Annotated in this window: 15 protein-coding genes; 7 read left to right on the top strand and 8 right to left on the bottom strand. The window is 62.4% G+C overall.

The features are described from left to right. Positions 1–34: 34 nt before the first annotated feature. A complete protein-coding gene (locus tag G8767_RS29530; RefSeq protein ID WP_166813417.1) occupies positions 35–2,116 on the bottom strand; it encodes a PhoX family phosphatase in 2,082 nt (693 codons plus the stop codon). 233 nt (positions 2,117–2,349) lie between these two features. On the opposite strand from G8767_RS29530, the gene G8767_RS29525 reads away from it, so the two are divergent. From G8767_RS29525 to G8767_RS29495, 7 genes are all read left to right on the top strand, one after another. Next, a complete protein-coding gene (locus G8767_RS29525; protein WP_235170832.1) occupies positions 2,350–2,586 on the top strand; it encodes a hypothetical protein in 237 nt (78 codons plus the stop codon). Next, the gene (locus tag G8767_RS29520) at positions 2,583–3,521 is read left to right on the top strand and encodes an ABC transporter ATP-binding protein (protein WP_166813415.1); all 939 of its coding nucleotides are present in this window, start codon (positions 2,583–2,585) and stop codon (positions 3,519–3,521) included. The genes G8767_RS29525 and G8767_RS29520 overlap by 4 nt, the downstream gene beginning before the upstream one ends. After that, positions 3,518–4,309: an ABC transporter permease gene (locus tag G8767_RS29515; protein ID WP_166813413.1), complete on the top strand. Its 792-nt coding sequence runs from the start codon at positions 3,518–3,520 to the stop codon at positions 4,307–4,309. Before G8767_RS29520 ends, G8767_RS29515 begins: the two co-directional genes overlap by 4 nt. 21 nt (positions 4,310–4,330) lie before the next feature. Beyond that, a complete protein-coding gene (locus tag G8767_RS29510; protein ID WP_166813411.1) occupies positions 4,331–5,473 on the top strand; it encodes a histidine kinase in 1,143 nt (380 codons plus the stop codon). Then, positions 5,470–6,084, top strand: a complete 615-nt coding sequence (locus tag G8767_RS29505) for a response regulator transcription factor (protein WP_095973581.1) — start codon at positions 5,470–5,472, stop codon at positions 6,082–6,084. The genes G8767_RS29510 and G8767_RS29505 overlap by 4 nt, the downstream gene beginning before the upstream one ends. Before the next feature lie 117 nt (positions 6,085–6,201). Beyond that, positions 6,202–6,609, top strand: a complete 408-nt coding sequence (locus G8767_RS29500; RefSeq protein ID WP_166813409.1) for a YciI family protein — start codon at positions 6,202–6,204, stop codon at positions 6,607–6,609. A gap of 8 nt (positions 6,610–6,617) precedes the next feature. Then, a complete protein-coding gene (locus tag G8767_RS29495) occupies positions 6,618–7,802 on the top strand; it encodes a DUF6596 domain-containing protein (RefSeq protein ID WP_166813441.1) in 1,185 nt (394 codons plus the stop codon). Here the strand turns inward: G8767_RS29495 and G8767_RS29490 are convergent. From G8767_RS29490 to G8767_RS29460, 7 genes are all read right to left on the bottom strand, one after another. After that, positions 7,788–8,534: an amino acid ABC transporter ATP-binding protein gene (locus G8767_RS29490; protein WP_166813407.1), complete on the bottom strand. Its 747-nt coding sequence runs from the start codon at positions 8,532–8,534 to the stop codon at positions 7,788–7,790. The genes G8767_RS29495 and G8767_RS29490 overlap by 15 nt on opposite strands. Positions 8,535–8,538: 4 nt before the next feature. Beyond that, the gene (locus tag G8767_RS29485; protein WP_124568480.1) at positions 8,539–10,356 is read right to left on the bottom strand and encodes an ABC transporter substrate-binding protein/permease; all 1,818 of its coding nucleotides are present in this window, start codon (positions 10,354–10,356) and stop codon (positions 8,539–8,541) included. Between the two features lie 151 nt (positions 10,357–10,507). Further along, complete coding sequence (locus G8767_RS29480) at positions 10,508–11,422, bottom strand: SMP-30/gluconolactonase/LRE family protein (RefSeq protein ID WP_095973577.1); 915 nt, start codon at positions 11,420–11,422, stop codon at positions 10,508–10,510. 31 nt (positions 11,423–11,453) lie between these two features. Then, positions 11,454–12,653, bottom strand: a complete 1,200-nt coding sequence (locus tag G8767_RS29475) for a GTP-binding protein (protein WP_166813405.1) — start codon at positions 12,651–12,653, stop codon at positions 11,454–11,456. Positions 12,654–12,751: 98 nt separating this feature from the next. Further along, a complete protein-coding gene (gene nthB / locus G8767_RS29470) occupies positions 12,752–13,390 on the bottom strand; it encodes a nitrile hydratase subunit beta (RefSeq protein ID WP_166813403.1) in 639 nt (212 codons plus the stop codon). 26 nt (positions 13,391–13,416) lie between these two features. Further along, positions 13,417–14,040, bottom strand: coding sequence for a nitrile hydratase subunit alpha (nthA, locus tag G8767_RS29465; protein WP_166813401.1), 624 nt, complete (start codon positions 14,038–14,040; stop codon positions 13,417–13,419). A gap of 73 nt (positions 14,041–14,113) precedes the next feature. Continuing rightward, positions 14,114–15,679: an amidase gene (locus G8767_RS29460; RefSeq protein ID WP_166813395.1), complete on the bottom strand. Its 1,566-nt coding sequence runs from the start codon at positions 15,677–15,679 to the stop codon at positions 14,114–14,116. Positions 15,680–15,711 lie beyond the last annotated feature (32 nt).

The raw sequence follows: 15,711 nt of genomic DNA, 5'->3' as shown, positions 1-15,711 counted from the left end.
ATGCGATCTGCCCCACAGTCGTTTTCGTGCGGTGTTACGAGCCGAGCCGAGATCCGTCCTTCTTCCAGGCCGCAACTACCGACGGGCGGGGCTGGGAGGAACCACCGTCGGGCCAGTGGGATGCGGGACTTTCGATGCTGGCGTCGTCGGTCTCGCCGGGGTGCTGGACGCAGACGATGACGCGCTTTTCGTCCACGATGGGGCCGCAGGTTTCGGCGCCGACGGGAACGGTGAGAAACTGCTTTGTCTCACCGCGGTTTTCGCCTTCGAGGACAACGCTGAACAGTCCGTCGTTGGACTTGAGTGCGTTGCCGTCGGTGGAGATCCACAGGTTTCCGTGCGGGTCGAAGGCAAGGTTGTCCGGGCACGAGATGGGACTGACCTTGCTCTTGTCGAAACCACCGAAGTAGGTATCGGCCGTGGCCGGATCTCCGCAGACGAGAAGAAGATTCCAGCCGAACGTGGTGCCGGCGTGGTCGTCGGTGATTTCGAGGACCTGGCCGTTCTTGTTGTTGTTCCTCGGGTTCGCTTCGTCGGCCGCGGCGCCACCGTCGACTCCGCGCTTGGTGTTGTTGGTCAGTGCGACGTAAACCTTGCCGCTCTTCGGGTTTGCTTCGAAGTCTTCGGGACGATCCATCTTCGTTGCCCCGACCTTGTCACCGGCCTGACGGGTGAAGACGGCGACCTCTTCGGCGCTCATGCCGTCGACCAGCGATTCGCCCTTGCCGTCTTCGCCGGTGCGCAGGATGGCGATCCATTCGCCGGTTCCGTCGAACGTGCCGTCCGACGGGAGCTTGCCGCTGCCGTCGATCTCGCCGGCGGAGTTTCCGCTGAGCTTTGCAACGTACAGCGTTCCGGCGTCGAGCAGAGTCATGTTGTGGCGCATGGCTGCCTGACTCTTGCCGTCCTGCATCTTTCGACTCGAGACGAACTTGTACATGTAGTCGAAGCGCTCGTCGTCGCCGCTGTAGGCCACGACGGTTCCGTCCGACGTGATGTAAATGGTGGCGGCTTCGTGCTTGAACCGTCCGAGCGCTGTGTGCTTGATCGGAGTCGACGACGGATCCCACGGATCGATCTCGACGACGTATCCGAATCGGTTGACCTCGTTGGGTTCTGCGACCAGATCGAACCGCTTGTCGAAGCGTTCCCACTTGCGCTCGGAAGCGGCGCCGGCCAGACCGTAGCGCTTCAGCCGTGCTGCGACCGTGGGATCGGTGACACCCTCGGCGTTCGCGAAGTACTGGTTGAAGTTCTCTTCGCCGGAAAGCACTGTGCCCCAGGGTGTGACACCGCCGGCGCAATTGTTGAGGGTGCCGAGCACTTTGGTTCCCGTGGGATCGGCACTCGTCTTGAGGAAGTCGCTACCTGCAGCGGGGCCGGTCACGACAAACTCCGTGGTTCCGGTGATGCGGCGGTTGTTCGATCCGATCTCCGGTACCAGCTTGCCGTTGTCGGATTCGCCCTTGACCTGGACGACCGACAGTCCGTGGCTGGCCAGGCCGATCTTGAACTGCTCCTCGGTCGGGTGCTCCGCATCGTAGCCGCGGAACATCGCCGGCTCGGTGGAGTATTCGTGATTGACCACGAGCAGGTAGGTGTTGGGCTGCCCGTCGACCGGGAGCAATCCGGCGAAGTCGTTGTTGAATCCGAACTGCAGTTCCTGTGCAGCAGCAGTTTGCTTGTCGAAGTCGAAGGCCGGGGCTCCGGCGAGAACGGCGTCACCCCAACGGATGACGACGGCCTGATCGTATCCGTCAGGGACGGTGACCTTGTCTTCCTTGTTGGGCGCGACGGCACCAAAGTTCGTCCCTGCTGGTGTCGACCCGCCGCTGCTGCCGCTCGCGGATCCGGTTCCCGGTTCCGCACTTGCAGATTCGTCCGAACAGGCGACGAGGGCGCTGCCCGCTCCCACCGCGAGCACTGCCATGCCACTGCCCCGGAGCATGCCTCGACGAGTCAGTGCAGTGCGTGCGATGTCGCGAAAGTACTCGCCGCCCGAGGTGTTGGGGACCTCGTGAGAGCACGCATTTCCGCACTTGTACTGGCAGGTGATCGACGCGCGTGCAGACACGCCGTCGTGTTTGACAAACAAGGCCAAAGGCTTGATAGCCACCGTGAACTCCCGAGATTCGATGTACGGACTTCGGGAACCGTAGAAGCTCTAAGCAAGGGTAAAGGAACGTAAAAATGAACGGCAAAACAACGAGGCGACCCTTACCTGCAATGTACGACGCGTCCCCGCGGGGACGTCGCATGACATTTGTCATCGCCGATCCATGACGGTGTCACCGCAGGTGATGATGCTGCGCACTGTTTTCGGCCCCGACTTCCCGCGAGGCTTGAAGCATGAGAGAACCACATGAGGGAAGCCTCCTGACGGACCTGATGGACATCGGACCCGCACCCACGATGGGCCGCGAACTTGTTGTGATCGTGGTGAACATCGCGATCATCGGAGGGGTGTTCGCGATCATCGGCTCCAATCCGGTGTCCTGGATTCTTGTTGCCGCTCTCGCTGTCTACGCGGGCATTCGATTCGCGATCGGACTGCGCAGCTGGAACCGAGAGGAGGCGCAGCGATGAAGGGCGATCCTGTGATTGACGTAGTCGGAATGTCGCGGCGCTACGGCTCCGGCAAGGATGCGTTCGATGCCGTCCGCAATCTTGATCTGAGTGTTCAGGAAGGCGAGTTGTTCGGCCTCCTCGGAACGAACGGTGCCGGAAAGACGTCCACTCTCGAAGTGATTCAGGGCCTTTCACGAGCCAGCGCCGGTACGGTGCGCGTATTGGGGATGGATCCGGTGCGTAACCGCAAGCAGATCCGCCCATCGCTGGGCATCATGCTCCAGAAGGGTGGACTTCCCCAAGACTTGACTGCTCGTGAGAGTTTGGCGATGTGGGCCGGAACGTGTTCGAATCCGCTTCCCGTCGACGAGGTGCTCGAGCGTGTGGACATGCGTGACCGTGGGGAGACCCGCGTGAAGTTCCTCTCGGGCGGTGAAGCGCGGCGACTGGATCTGGCGTGCGCGATCATCGGCCGGCCACTCGTCCTGTTTCTCGACGAACCGACTACTGGTTTGGACCCCGAAAGTCGTCGTAACACTTGGCAATTGATCGCTGATTTGAAAGCGTCGGGCGTCACCATCATGTTGACGACGCACTACCTCGACGAAGCCGAGTCCTTGTGTGACCAATTGGCGATCATGCACCGTGGATCGGTGGTGCGCAGCGGAACCGTGGCGGACGTCGTCGCAGATCATCCCGCACAGATCAAACTGCACCGTCCAGGTCTTCCGCTCCCCGCCCTGGCCGGCGCCGAGGTTCGCGTCGAGAACGATCTGGTGGTGATCACCACTCGCACAGTGCAGGAGACCCTGACGGAACTGCTGCTGTGGGCGCAGCACAACAATATCCTGCTGACCGGCTTGGATGCCCGCGCGGCTTCCCTGGAGACCGTATTCCTCTCCATTGCAGACCAATTCGATCATCACGCAACTCTCGAAGGAGCGCCGGCATGAACCGCATAGCAACCCTGTCTCGTTCGGAGTTCACGCTCCTGGGACGAAATCGACTGTTGCTCTTCAACGCAATCGTCCTCCCGTTGATCTTTCCCGTGGGAATGCTGTATCTGTCGCGAGATGGCGGGCTGTCGGACAAGTCGGTGTCGGCAGGCCTCGAAGTGTTTGCACTCTTCCTTCTCGTGTTCGTGGTCTTCTACAACCTCCTGTCGGTGTACGCGACGCGTCGTGACGAGTTGGTTCTCAAGCGACTACGCACCGGGGAATGCAGCGACGCCGAGATCCTTGCGGGCCCGGCGGTGCCGTCGTGGGTTCTCACCGGCCTGTTGACGGTGGTCATCGGAATCGCCGTGATTGTTCTCGGCGGCAGTGCTCCGGTCAATCCGGTGCTGGTGCTGGTCGCGGTGATCGGCGGCGCTGCGCTCTTCACCGCGCTGGCGTTGATCACTTCGGCTGTCACTCGGAACGCGGAGGCGGCGCAGATCACCTGCATGCCGATTCTGATTCTGGCGACGGCAGGTATGTCTTCGATCAGGAACGTCGTGCCGGACAACGTTGCTCGCATTCTCGATTTCACTCCGCTGGCCGCGGTAGTCGACCTTCTCAATCTCGGATGGCTGGGGAGAACCACTGGCGAACTGGCCGATCTGGGCGATGCGCCCGGTGCTGCGGCCGGATTTGTCGACACCTTCGGTTCGGCTGGGCAACCGCTGTTGGTCATGCTGGCGTGGATCGTCGGTTCGGTTCTGATTGCGAATGTCCACTTCCGCTGGGAACCGCGTTCGTAGAACTCTGAGAAGGTAGTGGGCATGATCGCGCAGAACTTCGGACGCTGGAATCCGAGACGGACATGGCGAACCGCGTCGAACGTCGACAAGGTTCGCCTCTACACGCGGCAGTCGTTCATCATGGTCGCAGTGGTTTTCGGTGGCTTCGGTGCGGTCACCGAGATCATTGCCGATCGGTATCTGTCGGGTGTCTTCCTCGGAATCAGTGCCGGTGCGTGCGTCGTCGCCGTGTCTCGGATGCCTGATCTGGGCGGAGTCGTGGCCAAGCCCGTTCAGATTCCTCTTGCCGTGATGACGTTGTCGGCGTTCTGCTCGGCGGGAATTGCCTTGGGAAGCAATGGCGAGAACGGCCCGTACTTCTGGCTGGCGGCAATTCTCGTCGTGCCGCTTGCGGGGTTGACGTCGTTGCGCTGGCTGATCGTGGGCTCGGTGGCCGCCGGGGTTGTATTGGGACTGCTTGCGGGTCCGGAAAGCGGGGTGTCCGTCGGAATCGTTGCCGGCTTCATGGGGCTGACCGTCTACATGTCGGTGTGGCTGCTGCGGATGGTCACCGAATTGGACGAGGCGCGCGGAGCCGCCGCCGCTCTGTCCGTCGCCGAGGAGCGGTTGCGATTTTCTCGCGATCTCCATGACGTCGTCGGGCGGGCACTGTCTGCAATTGCGGTGAAAAGTGAACTTGCAGCCACGCTTTCACGACGCGGCGACGATCGTGCCGCCGCGCAGATGGACGAAGTGCGCGAACTTGCGCAAGATTCACTCGACGAAGCGCGCGAGTTGGTTCGGGGATACCGGTCCATCGCCTTGGCGTCCGAGCTGGCCGGTGCGCAGTCGCTGCTCGAGGCCGCCGGAATCTCTACTGCGATACGTGGATCGGCAGATCAACTACCGGTGGAACTGGCCGAAGCCGCTGCCTGGGTCGTCCGTGAAGGCGTGACCAACATTCTCCGGCACTCCAGTGCCGAGAATTGCAGCATCGAGGTGTTGGCGGACGGCGTCGTGATCGCCAACGACGGCGCACGTATCGCAGAGCCGAACAACGGAACCGGCCTGAACGGATTGCGCGAGCGCGTCGGCGCCGTCGGAGGAACTGTCGAAACCGTGCAGGACGAAGATCGCTTCACCCTCACCGCCCACTTTCCGTCCCGAACGAAGGAGTCTCGGTGACCGAGCCGATCAAGGTACTGCTGGCCGACGACGAGAACCTGATCCGCTCGGCGCTGGCAATGATGTTGTCGCTCGAGGACGACATCGTTGTCGTCGCAGAAGCCGAATCCGGCGAGGATGCCGTGATCGCTGCTGCAAAGCATCAACCTGACGTAGCCGTGCTCGACCTTCAAATGGCAGGTATCGACGGTATAGAGACGGCGCAACAGATTGCGCAGACGGTCTCGGGGTGCGCCTCGATCATCGTGACGAGCCACGGGCGTCCCGGATACCTGAAGAAGGCACTGTCAGCCGGCGTCCGCGGATTTCTGCCGAAGACGACGCCTGCGGCGACGCTCGCCGAGGTGGTTCGCAGCGTCCACGCGGGCGGGAGGTACGTCGACCCGTCGTTGGCTGCCGAGGCAATCGGCGCCGGCGACTCACCGCTTACTCCGCGCGAAGCGGACGTACTCGAGTACGCGGCCGACGGAGCATCCATCGAGCAGATCGCTTCCCGGGCACACCTCTCTGCGGGTACCACCCGAAACTATTTGTCGTCAGCTGTCACCAAACTCGGTGCTGCGAATCGGCACGAAGCTGCGGTGATCGCCCGCCGGCAGGGGTGGATTTAGGGCCCGAAGCCCCGCGATGTCGAGAATAGCCGGCCGATGTCGAGAATCTCCGACTTGCTTCGTCCCTGTAGTGAAGTGCGACCAGAATGGGTGGCACCGACACAGAGGAGATTCACGATGGCCAAGTACTTGCTGCTCAAGCACTACCGCGGCGCTCCGGCTGCAGTCAACGACGTGCCGATGGACCAGTGGACACCGGACGAGATCACGGCTCACGTGAAGTACATGCAGGACTTCGCGGATCGGCTCGAGAAGGCGGGCGAGTTCGTCGACGGTCAGGCTCTCGCTCCTGAGGGCACCTTTGTCCGGTACGACGGTGAGGGTCGCCCCCCGGTCACCGATGGCCCGTTCGCGGAAACCAAGGACCTCATTGCCGGCTGGATGGTGATCGACGTCGACAGCTACGACCGTGCCGTCGAATTGGCCGGGGAGCTTTCGGCCGCGCCCGGCGCAGGCGGGAAGCCGATTCACGAATGGCTCGAACTGCGCCCGTTCCTGACCGAGCCGCCGACCATCACGGACTGACAACTCTCATGGACGACGCCCTGCTTCGGAGTCTGACTCCGAGCGTGCTCGGCATCCTCGTCCGCCGCGGAGCAGATTTCGCGTCGGCCGAGGACGCCGTGCAGGACGCTCTGCTCGAGGCGGTCAGGGTCTGGCCGGACAACCCGCCGCGGGACCCGAAGGGCTGGCTGGTCACAGTGGCCTGGCGGCGGTTCCTCGACGGGATCCGGTCGGATGTGGCTCGCCGTAAGCGGGAGTACCTGGCTGACGAGCAGCCAGGCGAGCGGCCGGTCAGCGGGTCAGTGCCGGGCGTGGACGACACACTCCAGCTTTACTTTCTGTGCGCGCACCCGTCGTTGACGCCGTCGTCCGCTGTTGCACTCACACTGCGCGCTGTCGGCGGGCTCACCACGCGCCAGATTGCGCAGGCCTACCTGGTACCTGAGGCGACGATGGCTCAGCGCATCAGCCGAGCCAAGCGCACGGTCTCCGGCGTCCGGTTCGAGCAACCCGGCGATGTCGCCACCGTCCTGCGTGTCCTCTATCTGGTCTTCAACGAGGGGTACTCCGGTGACGTCGACCTCGCTGCCGAGGCCATCCGGCTCACCCGGCAGTTGGCGGCCACGATCGATCACCCCGAAGTCGCAGGGTTGCTCGCACTGATGCTGCTCCATCACGCTCGCCGAGCCGCGCGAACTGCCGCGGACGGCAGTCTGGTTCCGCTAGCCGAGCAGGATCGCAGCCGGTGGGACACCGATTCGATTGCCGAAGGAGTCGTGATCCTCCAGGCAGCTCTCGCCCGCGACCGGCTCGGTGAGTTCCAGGCCCAGGCCGCCGTCGCTGCACTCCATGCCGACGCTCTCACAGCAGACCAGACCGATTGGGTGCAGATCGTGGAGTGGTACGACGAACTCGCAGCCTTGACCGACAGCCCGATCGTCCGGCTCAACCGAGTGGTGGCCGTCGGCGAAGCGGACGGACCACGCGCCGGCTTGGCAGCTCTTGCAGCGCTGGACGATTCACTTCCACGCCATGCCGCAGTCGAGGCCTATCTCCGCGAACGCGACGGAGACCTGGAGACGGCGGCGAGGTTGTATGCCGATGCAGCGCACAAGGCATCCAACCTCGCCGAACGTGACCATCTGATGCTTCAGGCGTCCAGGATCAACGCCCGTCGATCTCCCGCAAGCGCCCCCGAGTCAGAGAACCTGTGACAGGAACGCCTGCAGTCGATCTGTTTCTGGATCGTCGAAAAGCTGTTCCGGAGTGCCGGTTTCGACTACGGCGCCACGATCCATGAACAGGACCTTGTCGGAAACGGAACGCGCGAAACCCATTTCGTGCGTTACGACGACCATGGTCATGCCGGACTTCGCGAGATCGGACATCAACGCCAGAACACCCTTGACCAGTTCGGGGTCCAGAGCCGACGTCGCCTCGTCGAAGAACATGACCTCGGGCTTCATCGCCAAGGCGCGGGCAATGGCGACGCGCTGCTGCTGACCACCGGAAAGGTTGCCGGGCCGCGAGTCCGCCTTCTCCCTGAGCCCCACCAGGTCGAGCTGCTCGAGCGCGAGAGCCCGAGCTTGATCCTTGGACAAACCCTTGAGCTTGTTCGGCCCGAGCGCGATGTTCTCGGCGACGGTCTTGTGCGGGAACAGGTTGAAGTGCTGGAACACCATGCCGATTCGCTGGCGTAGCTCGTCGGGGTTGTCCTTCAATACGGACTTCCCGTCGAGCAGCACGTCACCCTGCTCGGGCTCGTGCAGACGGTTCAGCACGCGCAGGAGCGTCGACTTGCCCGAACCGGAGGGCCCGATGACGGTGACGGTGTTTCCGGCGTCGACGTGCAGGTTGACGCCGCGAAGCACCTTGTTTGTGCCGAAGGACAGATGCAGGTCCTTGCCGGTGAGCGATACGGACTTCAGTTCAGAGCTGGTTGTCATGTCCTCAGCCCCTTTCCACGACGATGGCCTGCTCGAGCGGATCCAACGTGCCTGAAGTGTCGGCGCGTCCGGTCCGGAGTCGGTTGTCGATGTAGTTGACGAGGTGCGTCAGCGGGATGGTCAGAGCAAGGTAGAACAGGCCTGCCGCAACGAGCGGGGACAGGCTGCCGGTCTGGGCGTTGAGATCACGTCCGACGGCAAACAGTTCCCGCTGGGTGACGAGGAGACCGAGGAAGTAGATCAGCGACGAGTCCTTGATCAGCGAGATGAACTGGTTCATCAATGCCGGAAGAACGCGTCGTACACCCTGCGGGATGACGACCAGCGACATGGACTTGCGGTAGCTGAAGCCGAGGGCACGGGAAGCCTCGAGCTGCCCGGACTCGACGCTCTGGATACCGGATCTGAAGATCTCACCGATGTACGCCGACGCGAGCAGTGACAGCGCCGCGACACCGAGCCAGTACGGATTGCTGCCGGTGATTCCCTTGACGATCGGGCCGACGCCGAGCCCGATGATCAAGATGATGACGACTGCGGGCAGTCCGCGGAAGATATCGGTGTAGACGCGGGCCGGCCAGCGCAGCCATCGGGTGCGCGAGATACCGGCGACAGCGAGCAGCATGCCGAGGATCGTGCCGATGATGCCCGACGCGAGCGCAAGGATAAGTGTGTTGGGAAGACCGGTCTTGAGGAGATCGGGGAATGCCTTCTTGTACAGATCCCAGTCGAAGAACGTGTCCTTGAGCTGTTCGAGCGTCGACTTCGGCTGGTACGACGCGGTATCTCCACCGTCGCCGTTTGCTGCGTTTTCTGCCGCGATGGCAGCGAAGTCGGGCAGTTCCGGAGTGGCCGCTGCCTTGGATCCTGGCTTCCAGCCTTCAGGGAGTTGGCGCGGTACCCAATCGGAGTACAGCTGAGACCAGGTTCCGTCGTCGATGACTGCGTCGAGGCCGGAGTTGAGGGCGTCGATCAGCGGCTGGTTTTCCTTGTTCACCGCCCAGCCGACGAAGTTGTTGACCGAGAAGGTGTTCTGGATGATCGAGGTCGGATCGCCGGGAGCGATTGCGCCTTCGGCCTGCTGAGACGGAGCTACCCAGGCGTCGATCTGTCCGGACTTGAGGTTCGCGTACGCCGTGGCGTAGTCGGGAAACTTCACGGGATCGAGCTTGAGCGTGTTCACGACGTAGTCGTCCTGCACGGTTCCCTGCACGACGCCGATGCGCTTGGAGGCATCCAGGTCACCGAAGCCGGTGATGGCGCTGCCGTTGGGTACGACGAGGGAGAAGTATCCGAAGTCGTAGCCGTTGGTGAAGCCGACGGTGTTGCGACGGTCGTCGGTGGTGGTGATGGACGACGAGCCGACGTCGAAGCGTCGGCCGGCAACCTGGGCGAGGAGACCGGCGAACTCGGTGCCGACGAACTCGACCTTCAGGCCCAGCTTGTCCGCGACGGCCTTCAGCAGTTCGTTGTCGTATCCGGTGTACTGATTCTCGGAGTTGACGCAGATGCTCGGGGGCGCGTCACCGAGCGTGCCGACCGTGATGACCCCGGGCTTGATCAAGTTCAGCTTCGAGGTGTCGATCTGATCGACCGGGGTGACGGTGGCCGTGGTGTAGCGGTCTTCGGCGCCCGCACCCGCTGCCGCGTCCAGATTGGTGGGTGCCGCGGTTGCGGCTCCCACTCCAGGAGGTGCACACAGGTCTGTGGGGGCTGCCGACGAATCCGAGCCACTCGAGCACGATGACAGAGTCAGCGCCAGGAGGGCAGTGAGGAGCAGTGCCACCACCAGGCGGATCTTCGCTGCGACGGAAGAAAACATGCGTGCAGCGTAAACCTAAGGGTAGCCATTTCTCCGTGTAGAACTGTTGACAGTTTCCGGACAAGCGGCCGTTGCGCTGCGGGCATGCCTTCAAATCAGCGTGATTTTAAATATCGCCAGGTCGGGGAATCTCGTGCCGAAGGGATCGGCGTCAGCGGACGGGTGCGAGTTCGACGCCCGGCGGAGGTACCAGGCGACGCAGCGTCCCGTCGAAGCCGGTGACGTAGAGCGCCCAGCCGTCGCCGTCCTGTCCTATACGCACTGAACTCGGCCCGGTCCACCCATTCGAAAGACCCGAAGCGACGACGCAGGACGCGCCGGTTTCAGGGTTTACGCGATAGATAGAGCCTTCGACGTGAGCTGCGGCGTAGAGCATTCCATCCTGCGACATTGTCAGATCGTCGAGGCCGGGGATCAGGCTCGGGACCGTCGTTGCAACGGTCCACGTGTCAGGGGAATCCAAGGGCACTCGAATGATCTGACCGGTGAACAGGTCATCGGTGTACACGGCTCGATGATCCGGACTGAGCGCGAGTCCCTCCGAACGCGGCACGGTCGACCAATTGGGTACGACGGCTCCGGAGTCGTTCAGATAGCGCGACACGCCCTTCGACTGGCCGCCTTCTGTTCCGACCCACGTGGTCAGTAGATCGCCGTCGGGTAGGCGGAGCAGGCCGTTGCCCGCGAAGTCGACGGGTGCGGACAGCTGATCCGTCGTGGTGTCCAGGTGCCACAGCTTGCCGTCCTGTCTGGTGAGGAAGGACAGCCTCGAACCGTCGAGTTGCAAACCGCCAGGGGCACCCATGCCGTCGAGGACTGTTCGTACCTGTCCTGCGGCGTCGACGTGATAGACCTTCGACTCGCCGGAGAGGTAGAACCCGCCGTTGTCATCGGGCTCGAGGTTCTCGAGCTGCTCCAACCCCCGCGCTACGGTCTCGACCTGCCAATCGCCGCACATCGGCGCGGCTGTCCAGGTGGCCTCCGCCGGCGTCGCCGCAGCAACGGTCCCGGCTGCGATTGCCGCGACGATCAACAGCGCCCGAGTTCGGTTGCGTGATACCCCCATTGCGCACAACTTACGGCAAACCGGACCAATATCAAACGGTCTGGTCGGTATACCCGGCACCCAGGGGGTCGCTCCAGGTGGTCCACACGTCTGGCCCGAGTTCGATCTCGGCTGTGGTGAGTAGACACGCGTCGAGTTCTCGGTGCAGTAGAGACGGGTCGATGGCTTGGCCGATGAAGACGAGTTCTTGTCGGCAGTCTCCGACAGGTTCTTCCCACTTGTCGAGGATTCCGTCGCGGCGGTAATCGTCGGCCGGCCACTCGTCACGGGGTAGAAACTTCCACCAACGGCCGACGTATCCGTGGCGAATGAGATGACCGGCCTGGGAAATACTCCCGATCTCGGTGAACCGACCGGCATTCCAGTAGTAGCCCTTGGCCCGAAGTAACTTTCCGTTGGTCCACTCGCTGCTGAGGAAGTCATGCAGCCGTTGGGGGTGGAAGGGTGCACGCTCGCGGTACACCACCGAACTGATTCCGTACTCTTCGGTTTCGGGAGTGTGTTCACCTTGGAGTTCTTGTAACCATCCGGGCGCCTGTGCAGCTTTCTCGAGCGAGAACAAACCGGTGTCGAGAATCGTGTCGAGTGGGATGCGACCGAGTGTCATCGGAACTATCGCAGCGGTTGCGTTCAAAGATCGCAGGACCGCGGTCAATTCGACCAGGTGCTGGTGCGAGATCAGATCGGCCTTGCTCACCAGGATGACGTCGGCAAATTCGATCTGGTCGACAAGCAGATCCGCGATGTCTCGTTCATCTTCCGGAGCATCGACTTCGACGCGACCCCCAGCCGTGTAGTCGCGCAGAAAACTGTTGCCGTCGACCACGGTGACCATGGTGTCGAGTCGGGCGACGTCGGCCAGAGCGTGGCCGTCGGTATCGATGAAGGTGAACGTCTCCGCGACGGGCAGCGGTTCGGAGATGCCCGAAGATTCGATGAGAAGGTAGTCGAATCGGCCAGCAGCGGCCAGGGCGCTGATCTCGGAAAGAAGGTCCTCTCGCAGAGTGCAGCAGATGCAGCCGTTGGTCATCTCGACCAGTTTCTCCTCGGAGCGACTGAGCGAGATCTCACGCTCGACTTCTGCACTGTCGATGTTGATTTCGCTCATGTCGTTGACGATCACCGCAACCCGACGGCCCTCCCGATTGCGCAGGATCTCGTTGAGTAGCGTCGTCTTCCCGGCGCCCAGGAAACCTGACAGCACCGTGACCGGAAGTCGTGTGTCGACCATGATTTCCAGTGTCCTTCCGAATGAGTGAATCGTGGTGATCAGGCGGCGGTCGCACGAACCGCTGTGATCGCGTGACCGCCGCCTGGAATGCTGGAAGATCAGGCCACAGGCTCGAGGTAACCCTCGAAGAGGTCGACAACGACGCTTCCACCGTCGGTGTCGCTACCGAACAATTCCTCGGCGGCGAACTTCACGTGGTACGTCGGTTCTTCGCCGGCGTCGTTGCGCCCGTGGCCGATTGCGTCGGGAAACGGCCACTTCTCGGTAGTTCGATGAGAGATGGTTCCCACTCGTCCACGGCAGTATGCAGGCATTCGAATATGCCCGGGAACGTATTCGTCTCGCACGCGTACTCGCTGACCGACCTCGAAGGTGGTCGTGTCGACGCGAGCCGGTCGGCCTTCGGATTCGCTGGGCCGGGAGAGTGGGAACGGTCCCCCCGCAAGGCTTTCGAGTTCGTCCTGCGTCAGGATTCCCTTTTCGACCATCAATGTCGCGACACCGATGACGTACCTCTCGTAGTACGGGGTCATCATGTAGTGGCGCGGCTCCATCCGCTCGACGACGTATCGCACTTCGTCGACGCTGAAGGCCCCGAGTTCGGCGACACCGGCGAACATCAGGCTGTAGGGCAGGTGTTCCCATTCGGCGTGAAAGGTGGGGCCGATGTCGGCGTTGACGATATGCGGGACTTTGCCGAAACCTTGTACTCCGGCAAGATCGTGTACTCCATCCATGGTGTGCTTCCTTCTTGTCGGGGTGATCAGACGGTGGGAACCTGCGGGATTGCAACCCCGATCAGGCAGTCCTTGGTGACGATTTCCTGCAGTTGTTCCTGGCTCCAGCCTTCGGTGCCGGCGGGACGCTGCGGGAGGACCATGTAGCGAGTTTCGGCGGTGGTGTCGTAGACGCGAATCTCGATGTCCGACGCGATCTCGGTTCCCATCTCGGAGAGAACCTTCCGTGGTTCGCGGACCACGCGCGCACGGTATTCGAAGCTCTTGTACCAGGTGGGTGGCAGACCGAGGATGGGCCACGCGGTGCATGAACACAGCGAGCACACGATCACGTTCTTGAGTGTCGGGGTGTCTTCGACTGCCACGATGTATTCGCCCTGGGGGCCCAGGTATCCGTACTGGGCAACTGCGGCGGTACCGTCGGTGAGAAGCAGCTGCCGGAACTCGGGGTCGGTCCATGCGCGCGCTACCAATTCCGCTCCGCGCCTTGGACTGAAGTCCTCCTCGAAGGTCTTCTTCCATCCCTCGACGTAACCGTCGGGTACCAATCCCTTACCGTCGAGTGCGCGGAACAGTGCCCACGCCCGGTCGGAGACCGGCGCCTGGGCCGGTGCGGCGTTCTCCGTTGTGTGGTCGATCGTTACTGACATCTGGTTCACCTTTTCTTATGTGGGCTGATCATGTGTGAATCGGTGGAATTTGTTGTCTGACAGTGCGTCAGGACTAGGCGGGGCTGAGTTGTGGTGCAGAGTTGGAGGCGCGTTCGGCCGGCGTCGGAAACGCGCCGCGAAGCTTTTCGAATGCGCGTCCGACACGAAGGACTGTCGCATCGTCGAAGTGTCTGCCGGTGATCATCATTCCGACCGGAAGCCCGTTCACCAGGCCGGCCGGAACGGACAGGGACGGATGTCCGGTCACGTCGAATGGTGCCGTGTTGGCGATCATCCCGAGAGCCTTCGTGATGAAGGTTGCACGATCCACGTCCTTCGCCGGCAATTCGGATGCGACGTAGGGCAGCGTTGGCATCACCAGGACGTCGAATTGTCTCAAGGCAGTGTCGTAGGCGGCGCGGGCAAGCGGTACGAGGTTCCGGGCTTTGCCGTAGCTCGCGCCGCCGAGGGTGGTGATGCCGTGGTGGCCGGTCAGGGCCACCAGTTTGACGGTTTCGGACAGAGCGTCGGCGTGCTGAATGCGTCGAGAAGCAAAGTGTGCCATCAGTTCCGGATCGTACAAACCTTCGGCGTTCATGCCGTATCCGTTGCCGTCCAACATCTGGTAGGCACCACCGTCCGTGGCGATCACGTTCCAGATGTGGAAAGCATGCAGATGCCACGGGATGTTTACTTCCTCTACCGTGCACCCGATTTCGGTCAGACTGTGTGCCGCTGCGCGGACTGCGTCGTCGACCTCGGGCTGTGAGACCGCGTGCCCGAATCCCTCTCGAACGATTCCGATTCGCAGGCCGTCCACATCGGAGTCGAGGGTGGACAGATAGTCACCTGCTTCGACACTGTCGGCTTGGCGTGGGTCGTTACCGTCGCGGCCGGCGATGACCGAGAGCATCAGTGCGGCATCGTGGACCGTGCGTGTGATCGGGCCGAGATGGTCGATTGTTCGCTCGATGGGAAATGCACCGGTATACGGGACGAGCCCGAACGTCGGCTTGTGTCCGACGACGCCGCAGAATGCCGCCGGGATCCGGATCGATCCGCCTTGATCCCCGCCGATGGCAAAATCGACGTCACCGTTTGCGACGAGTGCTGCACTGCCGCCGGATGATCCACCTGCTTCGCGCTGCCGGTCCCATGGATTGCGGACCGGTCCGCTTGCCGGTGTGAAGCTCGAACCGGAGAAACACAGGTCCTCACACACAGCTTTGCCCGCGACGGTTGCGCCGGCCGCCAGTAGTCGAGTGACCACAGTCGCGTCGCGTGACGGAGTGAATCCCTCTACCGTCCGAGATCCGTTCATCATCGGAACTCCGGCCACGGTCACGTTGTCCTTGATCGCCACGCGTCGGCCGGTCAGGACGCCGTCCGACGTCGGCGGGATGCTGGTGGTCACATACCAAGCGCTCAAAGGGTTTTCGCTCGCAGTTGGCACCGCGTGCTCGCGTGACGTGGTCGGCGGGGTTGCCTCGTCGGCGTACAACTGGTCGACGACGTCGTAGGAGCCCAGTGCTCCGTCGATCAGTGCCGGCCACTCGAGCCGGGCTGTTTGGTCGAGAGTGATGCCGTAATGCCTTGCGGCGGCGTCTATTGCTTGGTCGTCAGGTCGGATTGTCGCCATGAGAAGAGTGCTCCTGATGTGATCGGCTTCAC

Origin of the sequence: Rhodococcus sp. IC4_135, from assembly GCF_011602025.1 — a bacterium.
Taxonomy (GTDB): domain Bacteria; phylum Actinomycetota; class Actinomycetes; order Mycobacteriales; family Mycobacteriaceae; genus Rhodococcus_F; species Rhodococcus_F baikonurensis.
This window is presented reverse-complemented; position numbering and strand designations above follow the sequence as displayed.

Coding starts and splice junctions, on each gene's coding strand:
- G8767_RS29525 (WP_235170832.1), top strand. CDS start 2,350: ATGAGAGAACCACATGAGGGAAGCCTCCTGACGGACCTGATGGACATC.
- G8767_RS29520 (WP_166813415.1), top strand. CDS start 2,583: ATGAAGGGCGATCCTGTGATTGACGTAGTCGGAATGTCGCGGCGCTAC.
- G8767_RS29515 (WP_166813413.1), top strand. CDS start 3,518: ATGAACCGCATAGCAACCCTGTCTCGTTCGGAGTTCACGCTCCTGGGA.
- G8767_RS29510 (WP_166813411.1), top strand. CDS start 4,331: ATGATCGCGCAGAACTTCGGACGCTGGAATCCGAGACGGACATGGCGA.
- G8767_RS29500 (WP_166813409.1), top strand. CDS start 6,202: ATGGCCAAGTACTTGCTGCTCAAGCACTACCGCGGCGCTCCGGCTGCA.
- G8767_RS29495 (WP_166813441.1), top strand. CDS start 6,618: ATGGACGACGCCCTGCTTCGGAGTCTGACTCCGAGCGTGCTCGGCATC.
- G8767_RS29490 (WP_166813407.1), bottom strand. CDS start 8,534: ATGACAACCAGCTCTGAACTGAAGTCCGTATCGCTCACCGGCAAGGAC.
- G8767_RS29485 (WP_124568480.1), bottom strand. CDS start 10,356: ATGTTTTCTTCCGTCGCAGCGAAGATCCGCCTGGTGGTGGCACTGCTC.
- G8767_RS29480 (WP_095973577.1), bottom strand. CDS start 11,422: ATGGGGGTATCACGCAACCGAACTCGGGCGCTGTTGATCGTCGCGGCA.
- G8767_RS29475 (WP_166813405.1), bottom strand. CDS start 12,653: ATGGTCGACACACGACTTCCGGTCACGGTGCTGTCAGGTTTCCTGGGC.
- nthB (WP_166813403.1), bottom strand. CDS start 13,390: ATGGATGGAGTACACGATCTTGCCGGAGTACAAGGTTTCGGCAAAGTC.
- nthA (WP_166813401.1), bottom strand. CDS start 14,040: ATGTCAGTAACGATCGACCACACAACGGAGAACGCCGCACCGGCCCAG.
- G8767_RS29460 (WP_166813395.1), bottom strand. CDS start 15,679: ATGGCGACAATCCGACCTGACGACCAAGCAATAGACGCCGCCGCAAGG.